This window comes from Pseudomonas sp. RIT-562, from assembly GCF_026241895.1.
GTDB classification, from domain to species: Bacteria; Pseudomonadota; Gammaproteobacteria; order Pseudomonadales; family Pseudomonadaceae; genus Aquipseudomonas; species Aquipseudomonas mandelii_F.
In genome coordinates, this window is record NZ_JAPJIV010000024.1 from 65,447 (window position 1) to 84,987 (window position 19,541).

The following is a 19,541-nucleotide window of genomic DNA, read 5'->3' on the forward strand; positions in this document are numbered from 1 at the left end:
AACAAACGGGTTCCGGCGCCCGGGCCGACGATCAGTTGTCGTAACCCAGGTTCGGCGCCAGCCAGCGCTCGGTCACACTCAACTCCTGACCCTTGCGCGAGGTGTAGCTCTGCACCTGATCCTTGTCGATCTTGCCCACCGCGAAATACTGCGCCTGGGGATGAGCGAAGTACCAGCCGCTGACTGCCGCCGCCGGGAACATCGCGTAGTGTTCGGTGAGGAACACGCCGCTGCGGCCCGCGCGCATTTCGCTTGCTTCAGGGTCGAGCAAAGTGAACAGGGTGCTTTTCTCGGTGTGATCCGGGCAGGCCGGGTAGCCTGGAGCAGGGCGGATGCCGCTGTATTGCTCCTTGATCAACGCCTCGTTATCAAGGGTTTCATCCTTGGCGTAACCCCAATAATCCTTACGCACCTGCTGGTGCAGCCACTCGGCGCAGGCTTCTGCCAGACGGTCGGCCAGGGCCTTGACCATGATCGAGTTGTAATCGTCGCCGGCGTCCTGATAAGCCTTGGCCACTTCTTCAGCGCCGATGCCGGCGGTGGTGATGAAGCCACCCACGTAGTCGGTAAGTTCGCTGTCCTTCGGCGCGACGAAGTCTGCCAGGGAGAAGTTGGGTTTGCCGTCAGTCTTGATGATTTGCTGGCGCAGGTGGTGCAGCTTGGCGATCGGCTTGCCGTCTTCGCCGTACAGCTCGATGTCATCGTCGCGCACCTGATTGGCTGGCCAGAAGCCGAACACGGCGCGAGCGCTGATGAGTTTTTCGTCGATCAGCTTGCTGAGCATTTCCCGGGCGTCAGCGTAGAGCGAGGTCGCGGCTTCACCTACCACTTCGTCAGTGAGGATTCGCGGGAATTTGCCGGCCAGGTCCCAGGAGATGAAAAACGGAGTCCAGTCGATGTATTCGGCCAGGACATTGAGGTCGATGTTGTCCAGGACCCGGGCACCGGTGAACGTTGGTTTGACCGGGGTGTAGCTGCTCCAGTCGAACTGCGGCTTCTTGGCGATCGCCGCCGGGTAACTCAGGCGTTCGGTACGGGCGCTGCGATTGGCGGTACGTTCGCGCACCTCGACATATTCCTGGCGGGTCTTTTCGACAAACGCCGGCTTCAGTTCCTTGGACAACAACTGGGTCGCCACGCCCACGGCGCGGGAGGCGTCGGTGACGTAGATCACCGCGTCATTGCTGTACTTGGGTTCGATCTTCACCGCCGTGTGCGCCTTGGACGTGGTCGCGCCACCGATCATCAGCGGCAGGTGGAAGTCCTGGCGCTGCATCTCGCGGGCCACGTGCACCATCTCGTCGAGCGACGGGGTGATCAAGCCGGACAGGCCGATGATGTCGCACTTCTGCTCTTTCGCCACCTGGAGGATTTTCTCCGCCGGCACCATCACGCCCAGGTCGACGATGTCATAGCCATTGCAACCCAGGACCACGCCGACGATGTTCTTGCCGATGTCGTGCACGTCGCCTTTCACCGTGGCCATGAGGATCTTGCCCTTGGCTTCCGGTTTGTCGCCTTTCTCCAGCTCGATAAACGGAATCAGGTGGGCGACGGCCTGCTTCATCACCCGGGCGGATTTCACCACCTGGGGCAGGAACATCTTGCCGGCGCCAAACAGGTCGCCAACGATGTTCATGCCGGACATCAGCGGGCCTTCGATCACTTCGATCGGGCGGGCGAACGACTGGCGCGACTCTTCGGTGTCGTCGACAATGTGCGTGGTGATGCCCTTGACCAGCGCATGCTCCAGGCGCTTGTTGACGTCCCAGCCGCGCCACTCTTCGGTCTCCGCTTCCTTGACGCTGCCATCGCCCTTGTACTTGTCGGCGATGGCGAGCAGGGCGTCGGTGCCTTCCGGGGTGCGGTTGAGCACCACGTCTTCGACGGCGTCACGCAGCTCGGCCGGGATCTGGTCGTAGATCTCCAGCTGGCCGGCGTTGACGATGCCCATGGTCAGGCCGTTGCGGATCGCATACAGCAGGAACACCGAGTGGATCGCCTCGCGCACCGGGTTGTTGCCCCGGAACGAGAACGACACGTTGGACACGCCACCCGAGGTCAGCGCATAGGGCAGCTCGTCGCGGATGTAGGCACAGGCGTTGATGAAGTCCACGGCGTAGTTGTTGTGTTCCTCAATGCCGGTGGCCACGGCAAAGATGTTCGGGTCGAAAATGATGTCTTCCGGCGGGAAGCCGACTTCGTTGACCAGGATGTCGTAGGAGCGCTTGCAGATCTCTTTCTTGCGCGCCTCGGTGTCGGCCTGGCCGGCTTCGTCAAACGCCATCACCACCACGGCAGCGCCATAGCGCTTGCACAGTTTGGCGTGATGAATGAACTGCTCGACGCCTTCCTTCATGCTGATCGAGTTGACGATGCCCTTGCCCTGGATGCATTTCAGGCCGGCCTCGATCACTTCCCATTTCGACGAGTCGATCATGATTGGCACGCGGGAGATGTCCGGTTCACCGGCAATCAGATTGAGGAAGGTCACCATGGCCTTCTTCGAATCGAGCATCCCTTCGTCCATGTTGATGTCGATGATCTGCGCGCCGGCTTCGACTTGCTGCAAGGCGACTTCCAGGGCTTCGGTGTAGTTGTCTTCACGGATCAGCCGGGCGAATTTGGCGGAACCGGTGATGTTGGTGCGCTCGCCGACGTTGACGAACAGCGAGCTGCGATCGATGGTGAACGGTTCCAGGCCGGACAGGCGGCACGCCTTGGGGATGTCCGGGATCTGCCGCGGCGCATAACCGGCCACGGCCTTGGCGATGGCCTCGATGTGCCCCGGAGTCGTGCCGCAGCAGCCACCGACAATGTTGAGGAAGCCGCTTTGCGCGAACTCCTCGATGACCTTGGCAGTTTGCGCCGGCAGCTCGTCGTACTCGCCGAACTCGTTCGGCAGGCCGGCGTTCGGGTGCGCCGAGACGTGGGTGCCGGCCTTGTTGGACAGCTCTTCCAGGTACGGGCGCAGTTCGCTGGCACCGAGGGCGCAGTTCAGGCCGACCGAGATTGGCTTGGCGTGGGCCACGGAGTTCCAGAACGCTTCGGTGGTCTGGCCCGACAAGGTGCGGCCGGAAGCGTCGGTAATGGTCCCGGAAATCATGATCGGCAGCTCGATACCCAGCTCCTCGAATACCCCTTGCACGGCAAAGATCGCGGCTTTGGCGTTCAAGGTGTCGAAGATGGTTTCGATCAGGATCAGGTCACTGCCGCCCTCGATCAGGCCTTTGGCAGCCTCGGTGTAGTTTTCCACCAGTTCATCGAAGGTCACGTTGCGGTAGCCAGGGTTGTTCACGTCTGGCGACAGCGAGCAGGTACGACTGGTCGGCCCGATCACGCCCGCGACGAAGCGCGGTTTGTCCGGGGTTTCCAGGGTCTTGGCATCGGCGACCTTGCGCGCCAGGCGTGCGCCTTCTACGTTTAACTCGTACGCCAGGCCCTGCATGCCGTAATCGGCCAGGGACACCTGGGTAGCGTTAAAGGTATTGGTTTCCAGAATGTCGGCGCCGGCATCCAGGTAGGCCTTTTCGATCGAGCCGATAACGTCCGGGCGAGTCAGCACCAGCAGGTCATTGTTACCCTTGACGTCACTCGGCCAGTCGGCGAAGCGTTTACCCCGGTAATCCTGCTCCTCGAGCTTGTAGCTCTGGATCATCGTGCCCATGCCGCCATCGAGAATCAGGATGCGCTCTTTGAGGGCGTGCTTGAGAGCTTGAAGGCGAACACTGCGATCGGACATGTGGACTACTCGGAAAGACCATAACGAAGGGCCGGGATCATAGCAAACCTGCGCGCTTTTAGAGCATGTACCGGTTTTGCATGAATATCGCTCATGTTGGTGGTGGGGCGGGACCGGTAGAATCGCGGCGTTTTCTCATGATCGGGACCAGGGACATGTCGTATCGCGTCGTCACCAGCATGCTTGTGCTGTGTTTAAGCTGGGGCGCCGCGGCGCAACAACCGGCCGCTTCCCCGGTGATCTCCTACACCCGGGACATTCAGCCGATCTTCACCGAAAAGTGCGTAGCCTGCCACGCCTGCAATGACGCCGCCTGTCAGCTCAACCTGGGCAGCGGGGAGGGCGCGGCACGAGGCGCGAGCAAGACCCCGGTCTATGACGGCGATCGCAGCACCGCGGCGGCGCCAACCCGGCTGTATTACGATGCCTTCGGCAAGCAGGCCTGGCAGCAGAAGGGCTTCTATCCGGTGCTTGACGCTCAGGCCAGCCAGGCTTCCCTGATGGCGCGGATGCTGGAACTGGGCCACAACACGCCGTTGCAGCCCAATGCCAAGCTGCCTGCGGAAATTGTGCTGGGCCTGAACCGCGCGAACATGTGCGCCATGCCCGGCGAGTTTGACGGGTACGCCAGTGCCCACCCGAAAGAGGGCATGCCCCTGGCCGTCACCGGCCTGACTGACCAGCAGTACCAGACGCTGCAACGCTGGCTGGCCTCGGGCGCGCCTATCGATGAGCAGGCACTGCAGCCGTCCGCCAAGGAAGCCATGCAGGTGCTGCAATGGGAAAACCTGCTCAATGCCCCCGGCGCCCGGGAAAGCCTGGTGGGTCGCTGGTTGTTTGAGCACTGGTTTCTCGCGCACATCTATTTCAAGGACGGTGAGCCCGGGCATTTCTTCCAGTGGGTGCGCTCGCGGACACCGACCGGCCAGCCAATTGACCTGATCCAGACCCGGCGCCCCAACGACGACCCCGGCACCCAGGTGTATTACCGCCTGTGGCCAGTGCAAGGGGTGATCGTGCAGAAGACCCACATCACCTATCCGCTCAGCGCGGCGAAGCTGGCCCGGGTCAAGAGCCTGTTCTACAACGGCAACTGGCAGGTCGACGCCTTGCCTGGCTACGGCCCTGAACGCCGGGCCAACCCATTCAGCACCTTCGAAGCGATCCCGGCCCAGGCGCGTTATCAGTTCATGCTCGATAACGCCGAATACTTCGTGCGCACCTTCATTCGCGGCCCGGTGTGCCGCGGCCAGATCGCTACCGACGTGATCCGCGATAATTTCTGGGCGCTGTTCCAGGCGCCAGAGCACGACCTCTATATCACCGACCCCAACTACCGCGGCCAGGCCACGCCATTGCTGGCAATGCCCGGGCAGAACGACGACGTCGGCAGCGTACTGAACCTGTGGCACGACTACCGCAATAAACGCAATGAGTATGAAGCCCTGCGCCGTGACAGTTACGCCGACGCACCAGCGCCAAGCTGGTCGACCCTGTGGGCCGGCAACGACAATGCGCTGCTGAGCATCTTCCGCCATTTCGACAGCGCCTCGGTGAACAAGGGTTTGATTGGCGAGGTACCGCAGACCCTCTGGCTGTTCGATTTTCCGCTGCTGGAGCGCACCTATTACCAACTGGCGGTGAACTTCGACGTGTTCGGCAACGTGTCGCACCAGGCGCAGACCCGGCTGTATTTCGACCTGATCCGCAACGGTGCCGAGCAGAATTTCCTGCGCTTGATGCCTGCCGATTCCCGGGAGGGTTACCTCGACGACTGGTACCAGAACAGCGGCAAAATCAAGATGTGGCTGGATTACGAGAGCATCGACGACGACAAGGAAACCGCGCTCAAGCTCGACGAAAAAGACCCCAAGCGCGACTTTGCCCTGCAGCTGCTGGCCCGCTACGGCGAGCTCAACGCCAGCCCCGACCCGATCAACCGCTGTGACGGCGCCTATTGCTCGCGTCCCAACATCGACCCCGACCTGCAAAGCGCCGAACAAGCCCTGAGTCGCTTGACCTCGCGGCCCGCCGCCGGACTGCGAGTCATCGACCAGCTGCCTGAAGCCAGCCTGCTACGCGTGCAGTCCGCCAGCGGGCACCGCGAAATCTATAGCCTGCTGCGCAATCGAGCCCACAGTAACGTCGCGTTTCTCCTGGGCGAATCCCTGCGTTATCAGCCCGGGCTGGATACCCTGACCATCTTCCCGGGCGTGCTGAGCAGCTATCCAAACTTCATGTTTAATGTCCCTGCTGAACAGGTACCGGCATTCGTCGACGCACTGGAGAACGCCAAGGATGCCAATCGCCTGGAGAAGATCGTAGACCGCTGGGGCATCCGTCGCAGCCATCCGCAATTCTGGGAGCACTTCCACGACTTGAGTCGTTATGTGCGCGAAACCCATCCCGAGGAAGAGGGCGTGCTGGACATGAACCGCTACGAGAATCTTTGATCGACCTTTAAGGGTGGCCTGGTGTCCGATCTTTCAGGCGCCGCAACAAAACTGTAGAAACCCGGCTTGCCGGCGATGGCGGGCTTGCGGGCGTCATCGCTGGCAAGCCAGGCTCCTACAGGCAATTGCGGTGGATTTGCGATCTGGAGGGCCATCAATGTTGATTTCGGTACAGGCGTTACGCGCCCTGGCCGCCTGGACGGTGGTCTGCCACCACTTCATGCAGATATTCTTCGACTTCCAGGCCCGTGGCCCGATCGGCCAGATGTTCATCGACAAGGGCGCGGTCGGCGTCGATATATTCTTTGTAATCAGTGGCCTGGTGATCTTCCTGTCCACCGAAGGCAAATCGTTGCCGCCCGGTAAATTCCTGCTGTATCGGCTGTTCCGCATCGTTCCGGCTTACTGGTTCTACACGCTGTTGATGGCGCTGCTGGTGGTGTTCGCCCAGCCGTTGCTGCCGGACCAGAGCGTCGACTGGTCGCACTTCCTGCTGTCCTTGCTGTTCGTGCCCACCGAAAACCCCGGCGGCTACGGGATCTATCCGACACTCAACGTTGGCTGGACCCTCAACTACGAAATGCTCTTCTACGTGCTGTTCGCCTGGGCGCTGTTGTTTCGCCTGCAGGTCAGGTTGCTGGTGGTCGCGGCCCTGTTGTTCGCGGTGTGCCAGGCCTGGACCGGGTATGGCTGGGTCAGTGAGTTCTATCGCTCGGACATCGTCTATGAGTTCCTGTTGGGCATCGCCATCGGCATGGTTTACCGCCGTGGCTGGATCCGCCCGGGGCTGTGGCTACCGCTGACGGGCATCGCCGGCGCGTTGCTGATGATCTACCACTCGCCGCCACAACCACGCTTTCTGGTGTGGGGCCTGCCGAGCGCGGTGTTGGTCATGGCGTGCATGGCGCTGGAGCGCTTCTTCGCCAACAATCGAACGCTGAAAATGCTGGGCGACTGTTCCTATTCGGTGTACCTGATGCATGTGCTGGTGCTGTCCGCTGGCGGTTTTATCGCGCAACGCTATGGGGTCAATCCCTACCTGATGTTCGCAGTGTGCGCGCTGGCCATCGCCGTGGGCTCCTGGGCCAGCTATCACTGGGTGGAACAATCCAGCTATCGCTGGCTTAAACAGCGCGTTGACGGCCAAACCACCCCTGAACCGGTGCCGGCTCTTTCCCGACAAAAATACTAGGACTTTGTCCCGCGCGTTGATTGGCGTAAACTGCGCCCAAGCCTGCGAGGAGTTTCCATGACCGCTATTACCATCACTGACGCCGCACACGATTATCTGGCAGATCTGCTCTCCAAGCAGAACACCCCGGGCATCGGTATCCGCGTCTTTATCACCCAGCCCGGCACCCAGTACGCCGAAACCTGCATTGCCTATTGCAAGCCGGGCGAAGAAAAACCTGAAGACACCGCGCTGGGGCTCAAAAGCTTCACCGCGTATATCGATTCGTTCAGCGAAGCATTCCTGGACGACGCGGTAGTCGACTACGCCACCGACCGCATGGGCGGCCAGTTGACCATCAAGGCGCCTAACGCCAAGGTGCCGATGGTCAACGCCGACAGCCCGATCAACGAGCGCATCAACTACTACCTGCAAACCGAGATCAACCCGGGCCTGGCCAGCCACGGCGGGCAGGTCAGCCTGATCGATGTGGTCGATGACGGCATTGCCGTGCTCAAGTTCGGTGGCGGTTGCCAGGGCTGCGGCCAGGCAGACGTGACCTTGCGCGAAGGCATCGAGCGCACCTTGCTCGAGCGTGTTCCAGAGCTCAAGGGCGTGCGGGATGTGACGGACCATACGCAGAAAGAAAACGCCTACTACTAAGGCGTTCGCTGCGGACATAAAAAACGGCGCCCCGTGAGCGCCGTTTTTTTATGGGTAGAATTCCCTGGCCCCTTCGCGAGCAAGCCCGCTCCCACATGGGAATGGGTTCAACTGTGGGAGCGGGCTTGCTCGCGAAAGGGCCCTTACGGCCTGTACAAATGCGCATGCCCGGCACGGTACAGCGACGAATCGCTGAACTGATCACTGCCCAACACCCGACCCACCAAAATCAACGCCGTACGCCGAAACCCCTTCGCTTCAACCTTATCGGCAATATCCGCCAACGTGCCCACCACCCAGTCCTGATCCGGCCAGGTCGCGCGGTGTATCACCGCAATCGGGCAGTCCGCGCCGTAGTGCGGCAGCAGTTCAACCAGGATCTTGTGCAGATGCTTGACCCCCAGATGAATCGCCATGGTCGCCCCATGTTGCGCCAGACTGGCCAGTTCCTCTCCGACCGGCATGGCCGTTTTGTCGGCGTAGCGGGTCAGGATCACGCTCTGGGAAACGTCTGGCAGGGTCAGTTCGGCGCCCAGCAGCGCAGCGCAGGCGGCCGTGGCTGTCACCCCGGGAATGATTTCAAAGGCAATGCCCAGCTCGCGCAGATGGCGAATCTGTTCGCCGATGGCGCCATACAGGCTTGGGTCGCCGGAATGCACCCGTGCCACGTCCTGGCCTTTGGCATGGGCGGTCTTGATCAGTTCGATGATCTGTTCAAGGTGCAGCTCGGCGCTGTTTACCACCCATTGCGCCTGATGCCCCTCCAGCACGGCGGCGGGCACCAGCGAGCCGGCATAGATGATGACCGCGCAGCTGCGAATCAGGCGCTGGCCCTTGACGGTGATCAGTTCCGGGTCGCCGGGGCCGGCGCCGATGAAGTAGACGGTCATCGTCGTATCCTGTGAAAAAGAAGCGACCTGGGCAGCTTCAGATGAAGAATGCTCATGATCAGATAGGCAATTATCGGGGATTTTAAACGGCGCAGGCCAATGCGAGGGTCGCCTGGGCGTATTTTTGTCGCGAAATCAACAGCGTTGCCGGCGTTCGGGCCAGCTGTTCGGCCAGGGCCAGGGCGGCGCTTTCAGCAATGCCATAGCAGCCGGTTCGTTCGAAGGCGATGTCCGAGTGATGACTGAGCTGGCCGTGATACCTGGCCAGCTCTTCACTGCTGAAAAACCTCACCTCGAGCCCAAGCTGTTCGCCGAGTTCGATCAAGCCAGGTTCTTCACGCTTGAGGTCGATGCTGGCCAAGGCCTGGACTTGCGCCAGCTCGATCTGATGGGCTTGCAGCGCCTGATCCAGCAGCGCCCGCAAGGTGCCGACCGGGCAGCCACGTTGGCAGCCCAGGCCGATGACCAGAGTTGGCGCCGTGCCAGCTTGCGTCATGCGTGGTATTGACCCGCGTTGCTGCGGCGAAACAACCAGGCGCTGATCAGGCCCAGGGCCAGCCAGAACGCTACGTTGGTCAACTGCGAGGCGATTTTGAACTGGCTTTCCAGGGCCTCTGGCGCGAGCATCGAATGCACTTCCGGTTGCGGTGCGCCGATAACGTGCGGTACAGCCAGGATCGCCACGCCGAGGATTTTCATCAGCCAGTGACGGCTGAATACAATCAGCGCGATGCCCACAGCGGTGGACGCCGCGGTGCCGATCCACCAAAGCTGCCGTTGCGCCAGGTCAGCCGCAGCAGTGCCCGGCAATTCCGGCGGCAGGCCAAGGGTGGGCGCCAGGACGAAGGTCGCGTAGCCGGCCAGGCCCCAGAGCAGGCCCTGGGAAGTGCGGGTCGGCTCGCGCAGGGTGTAGAGGCCTGCGAGCATCAGGGCGAAACCCACGGCGACCACCAGGTTGCCGCCGGTAGTCGACAGCACGCGCTGCCAGCCGTCTTCCGGCTCCCAGGCTTCAGTGTCGTGACTGTGCGCGGCGACAGCGCCGGCGGCGTGTTCGTGGACTTCGACGGCGGCAGGTTCGGATTTTTCATAGGTTTCCGCCTGCAGGATCAACGGGGAGACCCACAAGCTTTGCAAGAGGGTCAACAGCAGGGCGGCCAGCAGCCCGGTGAAACCTGCGGTTTGCGCGATACGCTTGATCATCTGGGCAGGTCTCAGTGGCACGGGAACGCGGAGCTGTGACGGGTATCGTGCGCGGCGTTGTGCACCGCCTCGATGTGCGAGAAGCCGGCGAAATACACCAGGCCGGCGCCCAGGATCGACGCAAACACGGCGGCGGTCAGGCGTTGGGTCAGGGTCGTGGTGCTGCTGGCGGTACGGCTACCGGTAGTGCTGATGGTCGACATGGCGCTTCCCTCTGGTCTGTCAGCGGGGTTATGGAGCGCATGGCAAACTCCTGCGAGACGGGCACGCAGAAGCTCAAACAGCGCCCGCCCACCGCGGGTTTGTTAGTCAGCGAACCTGATGTTCGCCATGTGTTGCGGGCCGGTCTCCGGGCTCACGAGGGGGGCGGGCTTGCGCCGTTACCTGCAAGAGTCGCCTTCCCATGCCGTACTGCTGGCACAGTGGATCTGACTCTTCGCTCGCTTACCGTTGCGGGGGCAGCACCGGACTGACATGGGCTTTTAGTAAAGCACATGATTCACCGGTTTCCCGTTTCACCCTGTGAAGGGCACCCGTAACAAGTTGCGTAGGAGAGCATGGGCGGGGGTTTGGCGTCAATTGGCGGGACCGAGGCGTTCCCATCGCGGGCAAGCCTTGCTCCCACAGAGGCCAGCGCAGCTCCCCCCATGGCAGGGTGCCGATTCTGTGGGAGCAAGGCTTGCCCGCGATGGCGGCGTCCAGGTCGCCACAAGACATTGACCCGCCCCGATACCATGCGTAGCCTTGCGCTTTCGAGGTTCTCCGGCATTGGCCGAAGCTAAGAAGGGAACGCGGTCAAAGCCGCGGCTGCCCCCGCAACTGTGAACGGTGATGTTCGCTGCCACGCCACTGCAAACCCTGCACAGGGTTAGCGGGAAGGCGCAGCGAATGCCAGGCCCCCAGGCCTGGCACGCCGTCAGCCAGGAGACCTGCCTCGCAACAGATTCTCACTACAACCGGGCGGGGTGATCCGGTGGCGAACTCTTCCGCGCGCGCCTTCGTCGCAGCGATTGTCGTCCCGTATGCCCGCCACCTAGCCAAAGGGCATCCGATGAAAACACTGGCCAAACTCCCCGTCACCATCGTTACCGGCTTCCTCGGCTCGGGCAAGACCACCTTGCTGCGACACATGCTCGACAACGCCCAGGGCCGACGCATCGCGGTCATCGTCAATGAGTTTGGCGAGCTGGGCATCGACGGCGAAATCCTCAAGCAGTGCTCCATCGGTTGCACTGAAGAAGAAGCCAGCGGCCGCGTCTACGAATTGGCCAACGGCTGCCTGTGCTGCACCGTCCAGGAAGAATTTTTCCCGGTGATGCGCGAGCTGGTGGCCCGTCGCGGCGACCTCGACCACATCCTGATCGAAACCTCCGGCCTGGCTTTGCCCAAGCCCCTGGTGCAAGCCTTCCAATGGCCGGAAATTCGCAGCGCCTGCACCGTCGATGCGGTGATCACCGTAGTCGACAGCCCGGCGGTAGCGGCGGGGACCTTTGCCGCGTTCCCCGATCAGGTCGATGCCCAGCGTAAACTCGACCCGAATCTGGATCACGAGTCGCCACTGCACGAACTGTTCGCCGACCAGCTGGCCAGCGCCGACCTGGTCATCCTCAACAAGGCCGACCTGATCAGCCCTGAAGACCTGGCCCGGGTGCGCCTGGAAGTCGCCGAGGAATTGCCGCCGGCGGTCAAGGTCATCGAAGCCAGCAGCGGTCGCGTGCCCCTGGACGTGCTGATCGGCCTGGGTGCCGGTTCTGAAGAACACATCGACAGCCGGCACAGCCATCATGATCATCACCACGAAGGTGAGGACGATCACGATCACGACGCCTTCGATTCGATTTCCATCGAACTGCCGCAAGCCGATGAAAGCCTGCTGCTGGACGCGTTGACCCAACTGGTGGTCAAGCACGGCATCCTGCGCGTCAAGGGGTTTGCCGCTATCCCGAACAAGCCGATGCGCCTGCTGATCCAGGGCGTGGGCACGCGTTTCGACAAGCACTTCGACCGCCAGTGGGGCGCCGAAGAAGCGCGCACCACGCGCCTGGTGCTGATTGGCCAGGAACTGGACGCTGTGCAACTCGAAGCCCAACTGCGCGCCGCGCTCAGCGTATAAGCCATGCACCTGCTCAGGACCCAGCCCGGCGGTTTCGTTGCGGATGACAATATTGCCGACCTCGGCCAGACCCCCGCCGACCTGGTGATCCTGTGCAGCGGCGACTCCAGCCTGGCGCTGCTGGCCGAAGCGGCGCAGCAGTTGCCCGACGACTACCCCAGCGTGCGCCTGGCCAACCCGATGCAGGTGCAGAACCATGCCTCGGTCGACCTGTACTTCGACGAGGTGCTGCGCCATGCCAAGGTGATCCTGATCTCCCTGCACGGCGGCATCGCCTATTGGCGTTACGGCGTCGAGCGCCTGGTGCAGCTGGCCGCAAACGGCGTCCAGCTCATTCTGGTGCCTGGCGACGATCGTCCGGACCCGGAGCTCAGCGACCTCAGCACCGTGGGCGCCGCAGACCGTGACCGCCTCTGGCAGTTTTTACGCCAGGGCGGACTGGGCAATGCCGTGGACTTCTTCCACTGCCTGGCCAGTCGCTGGCTGGACCGCGATTACCCCTGGTCCGAGCCACAGACTTTGCCGCGCACCGCGATCTACCACCCACGCACAAGTCCTGCTGTCCTCAAAGATTGGCAAGCCGACTGGCAGGCCGGTATACCCGTGGCGGCGGTGCTGTTCTACCGCTCGCACTTGCAGGCGGCGAACACCGGTTTCATCGATATTTTCTGCCAGCGTCTGCAGACGGCAGGCTTGAACCCATTGCCGATCGCGGTGGCCAGCCTGAAAGAGCCCGGCTGCCTGGCGGTGGTCGAAGACTGGCTGGACGAAGTCGCTGCTGCGGTCATTCTCAACACCACCGGTTTTGCTCAATCGAGCCCCGAGGCGCCGCATATCCGGCCGTTTCGCCGCGACATTGCGGTTATCCAGGCGATCTGCGCCCAGGACAACGAAGCCGGTTGGCAAGCCAGCGAACAGGGCCTCGGCCCGCGTGACCTGGCCATGCACATCGCGCTGCCGGAACTGGATGGGCGAATCATCAGCCGCCCGATCAGTTTCAAGGATCTGGCGTGGCGCAGCGAGCGCAGCCAGTCGGACGTAGTGTGTTATCGCGCGCAACCCGAACGTATGGATTTTGTTGCCGAACTGGCACGACGCTGGACTGATCTGGCCCGCGTGCCGAATGGCGAGAAACGTGTTGCGCTGATACTCGCCAACTACCCGACCCGCGACGGTCGCATCGGCAACGGAGTGGGGCTGGATACTCCGGCGGCTGCGCTGAATATCCTGCTGGCGCTGCGGCACGAAGGTTATCCGTTGCCGGCGCAATTGCCCGAGAGCGGCACCGCGCTGATCCAGCAACTGCTCGGCGGTGTCAGCAACGACCTCGATACGATTGACCAGCGTCCGTGCCAGCAAAGCCTCGACCTGGATGATTACCAACGGATGTTCAACGCCTTGCCCGAGGCCAACCGCCAGGCGGTGCAGGCACGTTGGGGCGCGCCGGAAAACGATCCGATGTTCCGCAGCGGCCGGATGATGGTAGCCGGGCTGCGTTTCGGCCAGACCTTCGTCGGCATCCAGCCCGCACGGGGTTATCAGGTGGACCCCAGCGCGGTGTATCACGACCCGGACCTGGTGCCGCCGCACGGCTATCTGGCGTTCTATTTCTGGCTGCGCCACACCTACGCTGCCCACGGGGTGATTCACGTCGGCAAGCACGGCAACCTCGAATGGCTGCCGGGCAAGGGTGTCGGGCTGTCGGAAAACTGCTGGCCGGATGTGCTGCTCGGGCCGATGCCGAATATCTATCCTTTTATCGTCAATGATCCGGGCGAGGGCGCCCAGGCCAAGCGGCGCACCCAGGCGGTGATCATCGATCACCTGATGCCACCGCTGACCCGCGCCGAAACCTACGGCCCGCTGCGCAACCTGGAGCTGCTCGCCGACGAGTACTACGAAGCGCAGCTGCTGGACCCGCGGCGAGCGCGGGAACTGCAGCGCGACATCCTGCAACTGGTGCGCGATAGCCACATCGACCGCGAGCTGCAGCTGGATGAACGACTGGACAGTGATGCCGATGCCGCGATCTGGTTACCGCGTCTGGATACATACTTATGTGATCTGAAGGAGTCGCAGATCCGCGACGGCCTGCACATTTTTGGCGAATCGCCGACGGGGCGGTTGCGCATCGACACTTTGCTGGCGTTGCTGCGTATCCCTCGTGGCGATGGGCGTGGGGCGCAATCGAGCTTGCTGCGGGCGCTGGCGAAGGCGTTCGAATTGGCGTTTGATCCGCTGGATTGTGCGTTGGCCGAGCCTTGGAACGGGCCGCGTCCCCTTGAACTGCAATCACTTAATGCTGATGCCTGGCGCACCGCAGGCGACACCCGCGAACGCCTCGAATTGTTCGCGACGCAACTGATCGAGCAAGTTACCCCGATACCCTGTGGGAGCGGGCTTGCTCGCGAAGGCGGTGTGTCTGGCCACTCATTGTCGTCTGACACTCCGCTTTCGCGAGCAAGCCCGCTCCCACAGGGCTCTATGTGGAGTGACGTGAGCGCCATCCTCGATCACCTGCGCGAAGTTGTCGCCCCGCGCCTCGACGCCTGTGGCCCCGCAGAAATGCGCGGCCTGCTCGATGCGCTCAGCGGTCGTTTCGTCCCCGCAGGCCCCAGCGGTGCACCGAGTCGCGGCCGCCTGGACGTACTCCCGACCGGCCGCAACTTCTACTCGGTGGACGTGCGCAACCTGCCAACCACCACTGCCTGGCGCATCGGCTTCCAGTCGGCCAACCTGATTCTTGAACGCCATCTGCAAGACCATGGCGATCATCTGCGCCAGATCGGCCTGTCGGTATGGGGCACCGCGACCATGCGCACCGGCGGCGACGATATTGCCCAGGCCATGGGGTTGATGGGCGTGCGCCCGGTGTGGGCCACCGGCAGCCAGCGGGTTGACGACTTTGAAATTCTGCCGCTGAGCCTGCTGGACCGACCACGGGTGGACGTGACTTTGCGGGTATCGGGATTCTTCCGTGACGCCTTTGCCAACCTGATCCGCCTGTTCGATGCCGCCGTGCAAGCGGTGGCTGCCTTGGATGAGCCCGACGATCTCAACCCCCTGGCCGCCAAGGTGCGTGCCGAGCGCGAAGCGTTGCGCCAATCAGGTCTGGACGAAGACGCTGCGCGCCGTCAGGCCGGTTGGCGCATTTTCGGCGCCAAACCTGGGGCCTATGGTGCCGGGGTGCAGGGCGCCATTGATGGTCGGTTGTGGCAGAGCCGCGAGGATCTGGCCGAGGTTTACCTGAATTTGGGTGGCTACGCCTACGGCGGTTCGGACGAAGGCACCGCCGCCCGCGAGCAGTTTGCCCAGCGCCTGAGCCAGGTCCAGGCCGTGCTGCAAAACCAGGATAATCGCGAGCATGACTTGCTTGACTCCAATGACTACTACCAGTTCCAGGGCGGTATGCTCGCGGCCGTCGAGAGCCTGAGCGGTGCAGCGGCGGCCAGTTATCACGGCGACCACAGCCAGCCCGACCTGCCAAAAATCCGCACGCTCAAGGAAGAACTCAACCGGGTGATTCGCTCCCGCGCGGCCAACCCAAAATGGATCGACGGGGTCAAGCGCCATGGCTATAAAGGCGCGTTCGAATTGGCGGCAACCGTCGACAACCTTTTCGCGTTCGACGCCACCACGCAGTTGATCGATGATCACCAATACGCCTTGCTCGCGGATGCCTATCTGCTGGACCCGGCGACCCGGGAGTTTGTGCGCGAGCATAATCCCCACGCGTTGCGCGACATGACCGAGCGGATGCTCGAAGCGCAGCAGCGGGGGATGTGGAAAGAGCCCGGCGAGTATCAACAGGCGCTGGAGAATCTGCTGCTGGACATTGAAGAAGATACTTGATGATGACCGACTCCCCGCATTTCCCCTTATCCGCCGTGGTCGCCGCCGACGATCTGAAGCTTGCCCTGTGCCTGACCGCCATCGACCCGAAAATCGGCGGCGTACTGATCGAAGGCCCCCGCGGCATGGCCAAGTCGACCCTCGCCCGAGGCCTTGCGGACCTGCTTGCCAGCGGGCTGTTTGTCACGCTGCCGTTGGGTGCGACGGAAGAGCGACTGGTCGGCACCCTCGATCTCGATGCGGCACTGAGCGAAGGCCGCGCGCGGTTTTCTCCCGGGGTCCTGGCCAAGGCTGATGGCGGCGTACTGTACGTCGATGAGGTCAACCTGCTGCCCGATCATCTGGTCGACCTGTTGCTCGACGTAGCCGCCAGTGGGGTCAACCTGATCGAACGCGACGGCATCTCCCATCGGCATTCGGCGAAGTTCGTTTTGATCGGCACCATGAACCCGGAGGAGGGCGAACTGCGTCCGCAGCTGCTCGATCGCTTCGGTCTCAACGTGGTTCTAGGTGGCCACACTGTACCGGCCGAGCGTGGCGAGATCATCCGTCGACGCCTGGCGTTTGATCATGATCCAGCGGCGTTTTGCGCCGAATGGGAAATCGCCCAGCACGCCTTGCGCGAGCGTTGCGAACAGGCGCGCAACGCCCTGGCAAGCATCCCCCTCGACGACCAGGCCCTGGAAGAAATCACCGAGCGCTGCTTTGCGGCCGGGGTCGATGGCTTGCGCGCTGATCTCGTCTGGCTGCGTGCCGCCCGGGCCCATGCGGCCTGGCGCGGTGCCCAGGGAATAGGCGCAGAAGATATCGAGGCAGTCGCCGAGTTCGCCTTGCGCCATCGCCGGCGCGAGCATACGCCACCGGCGCCGCAGGCCAGCCAGGCACCCTCAAGCCAGCACTCGAAACCCAGTGAAGGCCAAGGCCAATGGGGCGCAATGCCCGCCCAGGCATTGCCGACTGGCGCCCGTCGCGAAGTGCCGAGCTGGCCAAAAAAGCCCTAGGCATTCGCCCTCGCTCCGACGCGGGGGCGAATGCCAAACCCCGCGCCGGACTGCTCGACAGCGGCAAGCAAGGTGCGCGGCAGGTGGCGCGCGAAGGTTCGGTTAATTGGCCAGGCACTTTGCTTAATGGCCGACCGCGTCAGCACGATGACCTGCAGTTCCACACGCGCACGCGCTCGCCCCATGAACTGTGGCTGGTGATCGTCGACGCCTCTGCTTCCACTCGCCGCCACCAGGCATTGACCGATGCCAAGGGTTTGCTGGCGCAACTGTTCGATGATGCCTATCGCCAGCGTGCGCGCCTGGCGCTGCTGACTGCCAGCGGCACCACGCCGACCTGGCAGGTGCAAGGGTTGAAGGCGTCCAGCGGTTTGCGCACCTGGCTTGATCAGTTGGGCGCGGGAGGAGGAACGCCATTGCTTGCCGCGCTGGCAGAGGCGGGGCGTTGGTTGGCGGCGCGGCAAAAGCATTGGCCGGCAGAGCAGCGGCGACTGTTGCTGGTGACCGATGGGCGTTTGCAGGAGTGGCCGATGCTGCCGGCGCTCGATTGCCCCGGCTTGCTGATCGACATTGAGCGTGGCCCGATCCGACTGGGCCGGGCGCGGGTGATGGCGGCAGATCTAAAGATCGACTACCGCCACATTGATGAGCTCATTGCGCGATAGGCCCCTGTGGGGGTAAAGCTTCGCCATCGCGAGCAAGCTTTGCTCCCACAGTTTCAGCGAAACAGATTGGTCCGCGCCAGCTCGATCACCTCATCCCCACGCCCGCTCATGACCGCCTTGAGCATATACAGGCTGAAACCCTTGGCCTGTTCCAGCTTGATGGTCGGTGGCATTGCCAGCTCCTGGGTCGCGGTTATCACGTCGACCAGCACCGGACCATCGTGGGCCAGCGCCCGGCGTAATGCCGCGTCCAGATCGGCGCTGGCCTCGACGCGAATCCCGAGGATCCCCATCGCGTTGGCCATTGCCGCAAAATCCGGATTATGCAGATCGGTGCCAGTGTCCAGCAGCCCGCTGGACTTCATCTCCATGGCCACGAAGCCGAGAGACGCGTTGTCATACACGATGATTTTCACCGGCAGCCTGAGCTGCGCCAGGGAGATGAAGTCCCCCATCAGCATGCTGAAACCACCGTCGCCGGAAAGGGAAATCACCTGGCGGTCGGGAAAGGCTGCCTGGGCGCCGATGGCCTGCGGCATCGCGTTGGCCATTGAGCCGTGGTTGAACGAACCGAGCAGGCGCCGCTTGCCGTTCATCTTCAGGTAGCGTGCGGCCCACACCGTGGGCGTGCCGACATCGGCGGTAAAAATCGCATCATCGTCGGCCAGTTCGCTGAGCAGGCGGGTAAGGTATTGCGGGTGGATCGGGCGGCCTGGTGCCGATGGCTGGGCCAGGTCATCGAGGCCTTGGCGGGCTTTTTCGTAATGCTTGAGCGACGCTTCGAGAAAGCTTCGATCGGCGCGATAGGGCAGGCGTGGCAACAGCGCCGCGAGGGTCTCACTGACGTCCGCGACGATGCCCAGGTCGAGCGCGGTGCGCCGGCCGAGGGCTTGTGGGTCATGGTCGATCTGGATGATGGTTGCGTCGGTGGGATAGAACTGGCGATAGGGGAAGTCGGTGCCAAGCATCACCAGGGTGTCGCAGTTGAGCATCGCGTGGTAGCCGGAGCTGAAGCCGATCAAACCGGTCATGCCGACGTCGAACGGATTGTTCCACTCCACGTGTTCCTTGCCGCGCAAGGCGTGCACCACCGGCGCGCCGAGGGCGTCGGCCAATGCCACCACCTGATCATGGGCACCGGCGCAGCCAGCCCCGCACATCAGGGTGACGGCCTTGCTCTGGCTCAGCAGTTCGACCAGGCGATCAAGGTCGTGGGGGGCCGGCAAGATGCGCGGTGCGGCCAGCGCAGGCCAGGGCTTGAAGGTGTCGTCTACTTCCTGTAGAGCCACGTCGCCGGGAATCACCACCACGGCCACGCCTCGATTGAGGATCGCGCTGCGCATCGCCCGGTGCAGCACCTGCGGCATCTGCGCCGGGTTGCTTACCAGCTCGACGAAGTGACTGCACTCCTTGAAGAGGTCCTGGGGATGGGTTTCCTGAAAGTAATTGAGGCCGACCTCCGAGGAGGGGATCTGGGCGGCAATGGCCAGCACCGGCACGTGATTCCTGTGGCAATCGAACAGCCCGTTGATCAAATGCAGATTGCCCGGCCCGCAACTGCCGGCACACACCGCCAGCTCGCCAGTAACCGCAGCGTCGGCACCGGCAGCGAAGGCGGCGACCTCTTCATGGCGCACGTGCATCCACTCGATACTGTCCATGGTGCGCAGCGCGTCGGTCAGGCCGTTAAGGCTGTCGCCCGTCAGGCCCCAGATGCGCTTGACGCCGGCCTGTTCCAGGGTGGTTGCCAGTTGCTGGGCAATGGTGATCTTCGCCATGGGGTACTCCGTT

At 62.8% G+C, this 19,541-nt stretch carries 13 protein-coding genes and 2 riboswitches; of the genes, 7 read left to right on the top strand and 6 right to left on the bottom strand.

The features are described 5' to 3' along the window. Positions 1-31 precede the first annotated feature (31 nt). Positions 32-3,742, bottom strand: a complete 3,711-nt coding sequence (gene metH / locus ORL50_RS24030) for a methionine synthase (RefSeq protein WP_266018632.1) — start codon at positions 3,740-3,742, stop codon at positions 32-34. A gap of 155 nt (positions 3,743-3,897) precedes the next feature. Between metH and ORL50_RS24035 the strand changes: the two genes are divergently transcribed. The 3 genes from ORL50_RS24035 (at position 3,898) to nfuA (ending at position 8,029) form a co-directional block, all read left to right on the top strand. Next, the gene (locus tag ORL50_RS24035) at positions 3,898-6,195 is read left to right on the top strand and encodes a fatty acid cis/trans isomerase (RefSeq protein ID WP_266018633.1); all 2,298 of its coding nucleotides are present in this window, start codon (positions 3,898-3,900) and stop codon (positions 6,193-6,195) included. 157 nt (positions 6,196-6,352) lie between these two features. After that, positions 6,353-7,387, top strand: coding sequence for an acyltransferase family protein (locus ORL50_RS24040; protein WP_266018635.1), 1,035 nt, complete (start codon positions 6,353-6,355; stop codon positions 7,385-7,387). A 57-nt stretch (positions 7,388-7,444) separates the two neighbouring features. Further along, positions 7,445-8,029 (top strand): Fe-S biogenesis protein NfuA, encoded by a 585-nt coding sequence (gene nfuA / locus ORL50_RS24045; protein ID WP_045057579.1) that lies wholly within the window; start codon positions 7,445-7,447, stop codon positions 8,027-8,029. Between the two features lie 143 nt (positions 8,030-8,172). On the opposite strand, the gene cobM is transcribed toward nfuA, so the two are convergent. The 4 genes from cobM to ORL50_RS24065 form a co-directional block, all read right to left on the bottom strand. Next, a complete protein-coding gene (gene cobM / locus ORL50_RS24050) occupies positions 8,173-8,919 on the bottom strand; it encodes a precorrin-4 C(11)-methyltransferase (RefSeq protein WP_266018637.1) in 747 nt (248 codons plus the stop codon). Positions 8,920-9,001: 82 nt separating this feature from the next. Beyond that, entirely contained in the window at positions 9,002-9,415 is a 414-nt protein-coding gene (locus ORL50_RS24055) for a cobalamin biosynthesis protein (protein ID WP_266018638.1), read from the bottom strand. Continuing rightward, the gene (locus tag ORL50_RS24060; protein WP_266018639.1) at positions 9,412-10,119 is read right to left on the bottom strand and encodes a CbtA family protein; all 708 of its coding nucleotides are present in this window, start codon (positions 10,117-10,119) and stop codon (positions 9,412-9,414) included. The genes ORL50_RS24055 and ORL50_RS24060 overlap by 4 nt, the downstream gene beginning before the upstream one ends. Positions 10,120-10,130: 11 nt before the next feature. After that, positions 10,131-10,322, bottom strand: a complete 192-nt coding sequence (locus ORL50_RS24065; protein WP_266018641.1) for a CbtB domain-containing protein — start codon at positions 10,320-10,322, stop codon at positions 10,131-10,133. 120 nt (positions 10,323-10,442) lie between these two features. Beyond that, positions 10,443-10,671: riboswitch (cobalamin riboswitch) on the bottom strand. A gap of 186 nt (positions 10,672-10,857) precedes the next feature. Then, positions 10,858-11,070, top strand: a riboswitch (cobalamin riboswitch). A gap of 100 nt (positions 11,071-11,170) precedes the next feature. Here ORL50_RS24065 and cobW point away from each other — a divergent pair. The 4 genes from cobW to ORL50_RS24085 are packed head-to-tail and all read left to right on the top strand — an operon-like array spanning position 11,171 to position 17,750. Next, the gene (cobW, locus tag ORL50_RS24070; RefSeq protein WP_323055255.1) at positions 11,171-12,232 is read left to right on the top strand and encodes a cobalamin biosynthesis protein CobW; all 1,062 of its coding nucleotides are present in this window, start codon (positions 11,171-11,173) and stop codon (positions 12,230-12,232) included. Positions 12,233-12,235: 3 nt separating this feature from the next. Continuing rightward, positions 12,236-16,084 (top strand): cobaltochelatase subunit CobN, encoded by a 3,849-nt coding sequence (gene cobN, locus ORL50_RS24075; RefSeq protein ID WP_266018643.1) that lies wholly within the window; start codon positions 12,236-12,238, stop codon positions 16,082-16,084. A 2-nt stretch (positions 16,085-16,086) separates the two neighbouring features. Beyond that, positions 16,087-17,085 (top strand): magnesium chelatase ATPase subunit I, encoded by a 999-nt coding sequence (locus ORL50_RS24080; protein WP_266018684.1) that lies wholly within the window; start codon positions 16,087-16,089, stop codon positions 17,083-17,085. Continuing rightward, positions 17,010-17,750 (top strand): vWA domain-containing protein, encoded by a 741-nt coding sequence (locus ORL50_RS24085; protein ID WP_266018644.1) that lies wholly within the window; start codon positions 17,010-17,012, stop codon positions 17,748-17,750. The genes ORL50_RS24080 and ORL50_RS24085 overlap by 76 nt, the downstream gene beginning before the upstream one ends. A 53-nt stretch (positions 17,751-17,803) precedes the next feature. Here ORL50_RS24085 and poxB read toward each other — a convergent pair whose 3' ends face one another. After that, the gene (poxB, locus tag ORL50_RS24090) at positions 17,804-19,528 is read right to left on the bottom strand and encodes a ubiquinone-dependent pyruvate dehydrogenase (RefSeq protein ID WP_266018646.1); all 1,725 of its coding nucleotides are present in this window, start codon (positions 19,526-19,528) and stop codon (positions 17,804-17,806) included. Positions 19,529-19,541 lie beyond the last annotated feature (13 nt).

Bases quoted from the DNA above. Each gene is read 5' to 3' on its own strand.
- ORL50_RS24080 (WP_266018684.1), top strand. From the start codon at position 16,087: ATGACCGACTCCCCGCATTTCCCCTTATCCGCCGTGGTCGCCGCCGAC.
- ORL50_RS24060 (WP_266018639.1), bottom strand. From the start codon at position 10,119: ATGATCAAGCGTATCGCGCAAACCGCAGGTTTCACCGGGCTGCTGGCC.
- cobN (WP_266018643.1), top strand. From the start codon at position 12,236: ATGCACCTGCTCAGGACCCAGCCCGGCGGTTTCGTTGCGGATGACAAT.
- ORL50_RS24085 (WP_266018644.1), top strand. From the start codon at position 17,010: ATGGGGCGCAATGCCCGCCCAGGCATTGCCGACTGGCGCCCGTCGCGA.
- cobW (WP_323055255.1), top strand. From the start codon at position 11,171: ATGAAAACACTGGCCAAACTCCCCGTCACCATCGTTACCGGCTTCCTC.
- ORL50_RS24065 (WP_266018641.1), bottom strand. From the start codon at position 10,322: ATGTCGACCATCAGCACTACCGGTAGCCGTACCGCCAGCAGCACCACG.
- poxB (WP_266018646.1), bottom strand. From the start codon at position 19,528: ATGGCGAAGATCACCATTGCCCAGCAACTGGCAACCACCCTGGAACAG.
- ORL50_RS24040 (WP_266018635.1), top strand. From the start codon at position 6,353: ATGTTGATTTCGGTACAGGCGTTACGCGCCCTGGCCGCCTGGACGGTG.
- metH (WP_266018632.1), bottom strand. From the start codon at position 3,742: ATGTCCGATCGCAGTGTTCGCCTTCAAGCTCTCAAGCACGCCCTCAAA.
- cobM (WP_266018637.1), bottom strand. From the start codon at position 8,919: ATGACCGTCTACTTCATCGGCGCCGGCCCCGGCGACCCGGAACTGATC.
- ORL50_RS24035 (WP_266018633.1), top strand. From the start codon at position 3,898: ATGTCGTATCGCGTCGTCACCAGCATGCTTGTGCTGTGTTTAAGCTGG.
- nfuA (WP_045057579.1), top strand. From the start codon at position 7,445: ATGACCGCTATTACCATCACTGACGCCGCACACGATTATCTGGCAGAT.
- ORL50_RS24055 (WP_266018638.1), bottom strand. From the start codon at position 9,415: ATGACGCAAGCTGGCACGGCGCCAACTCTGGTCATCGGCCTGGGCTGC.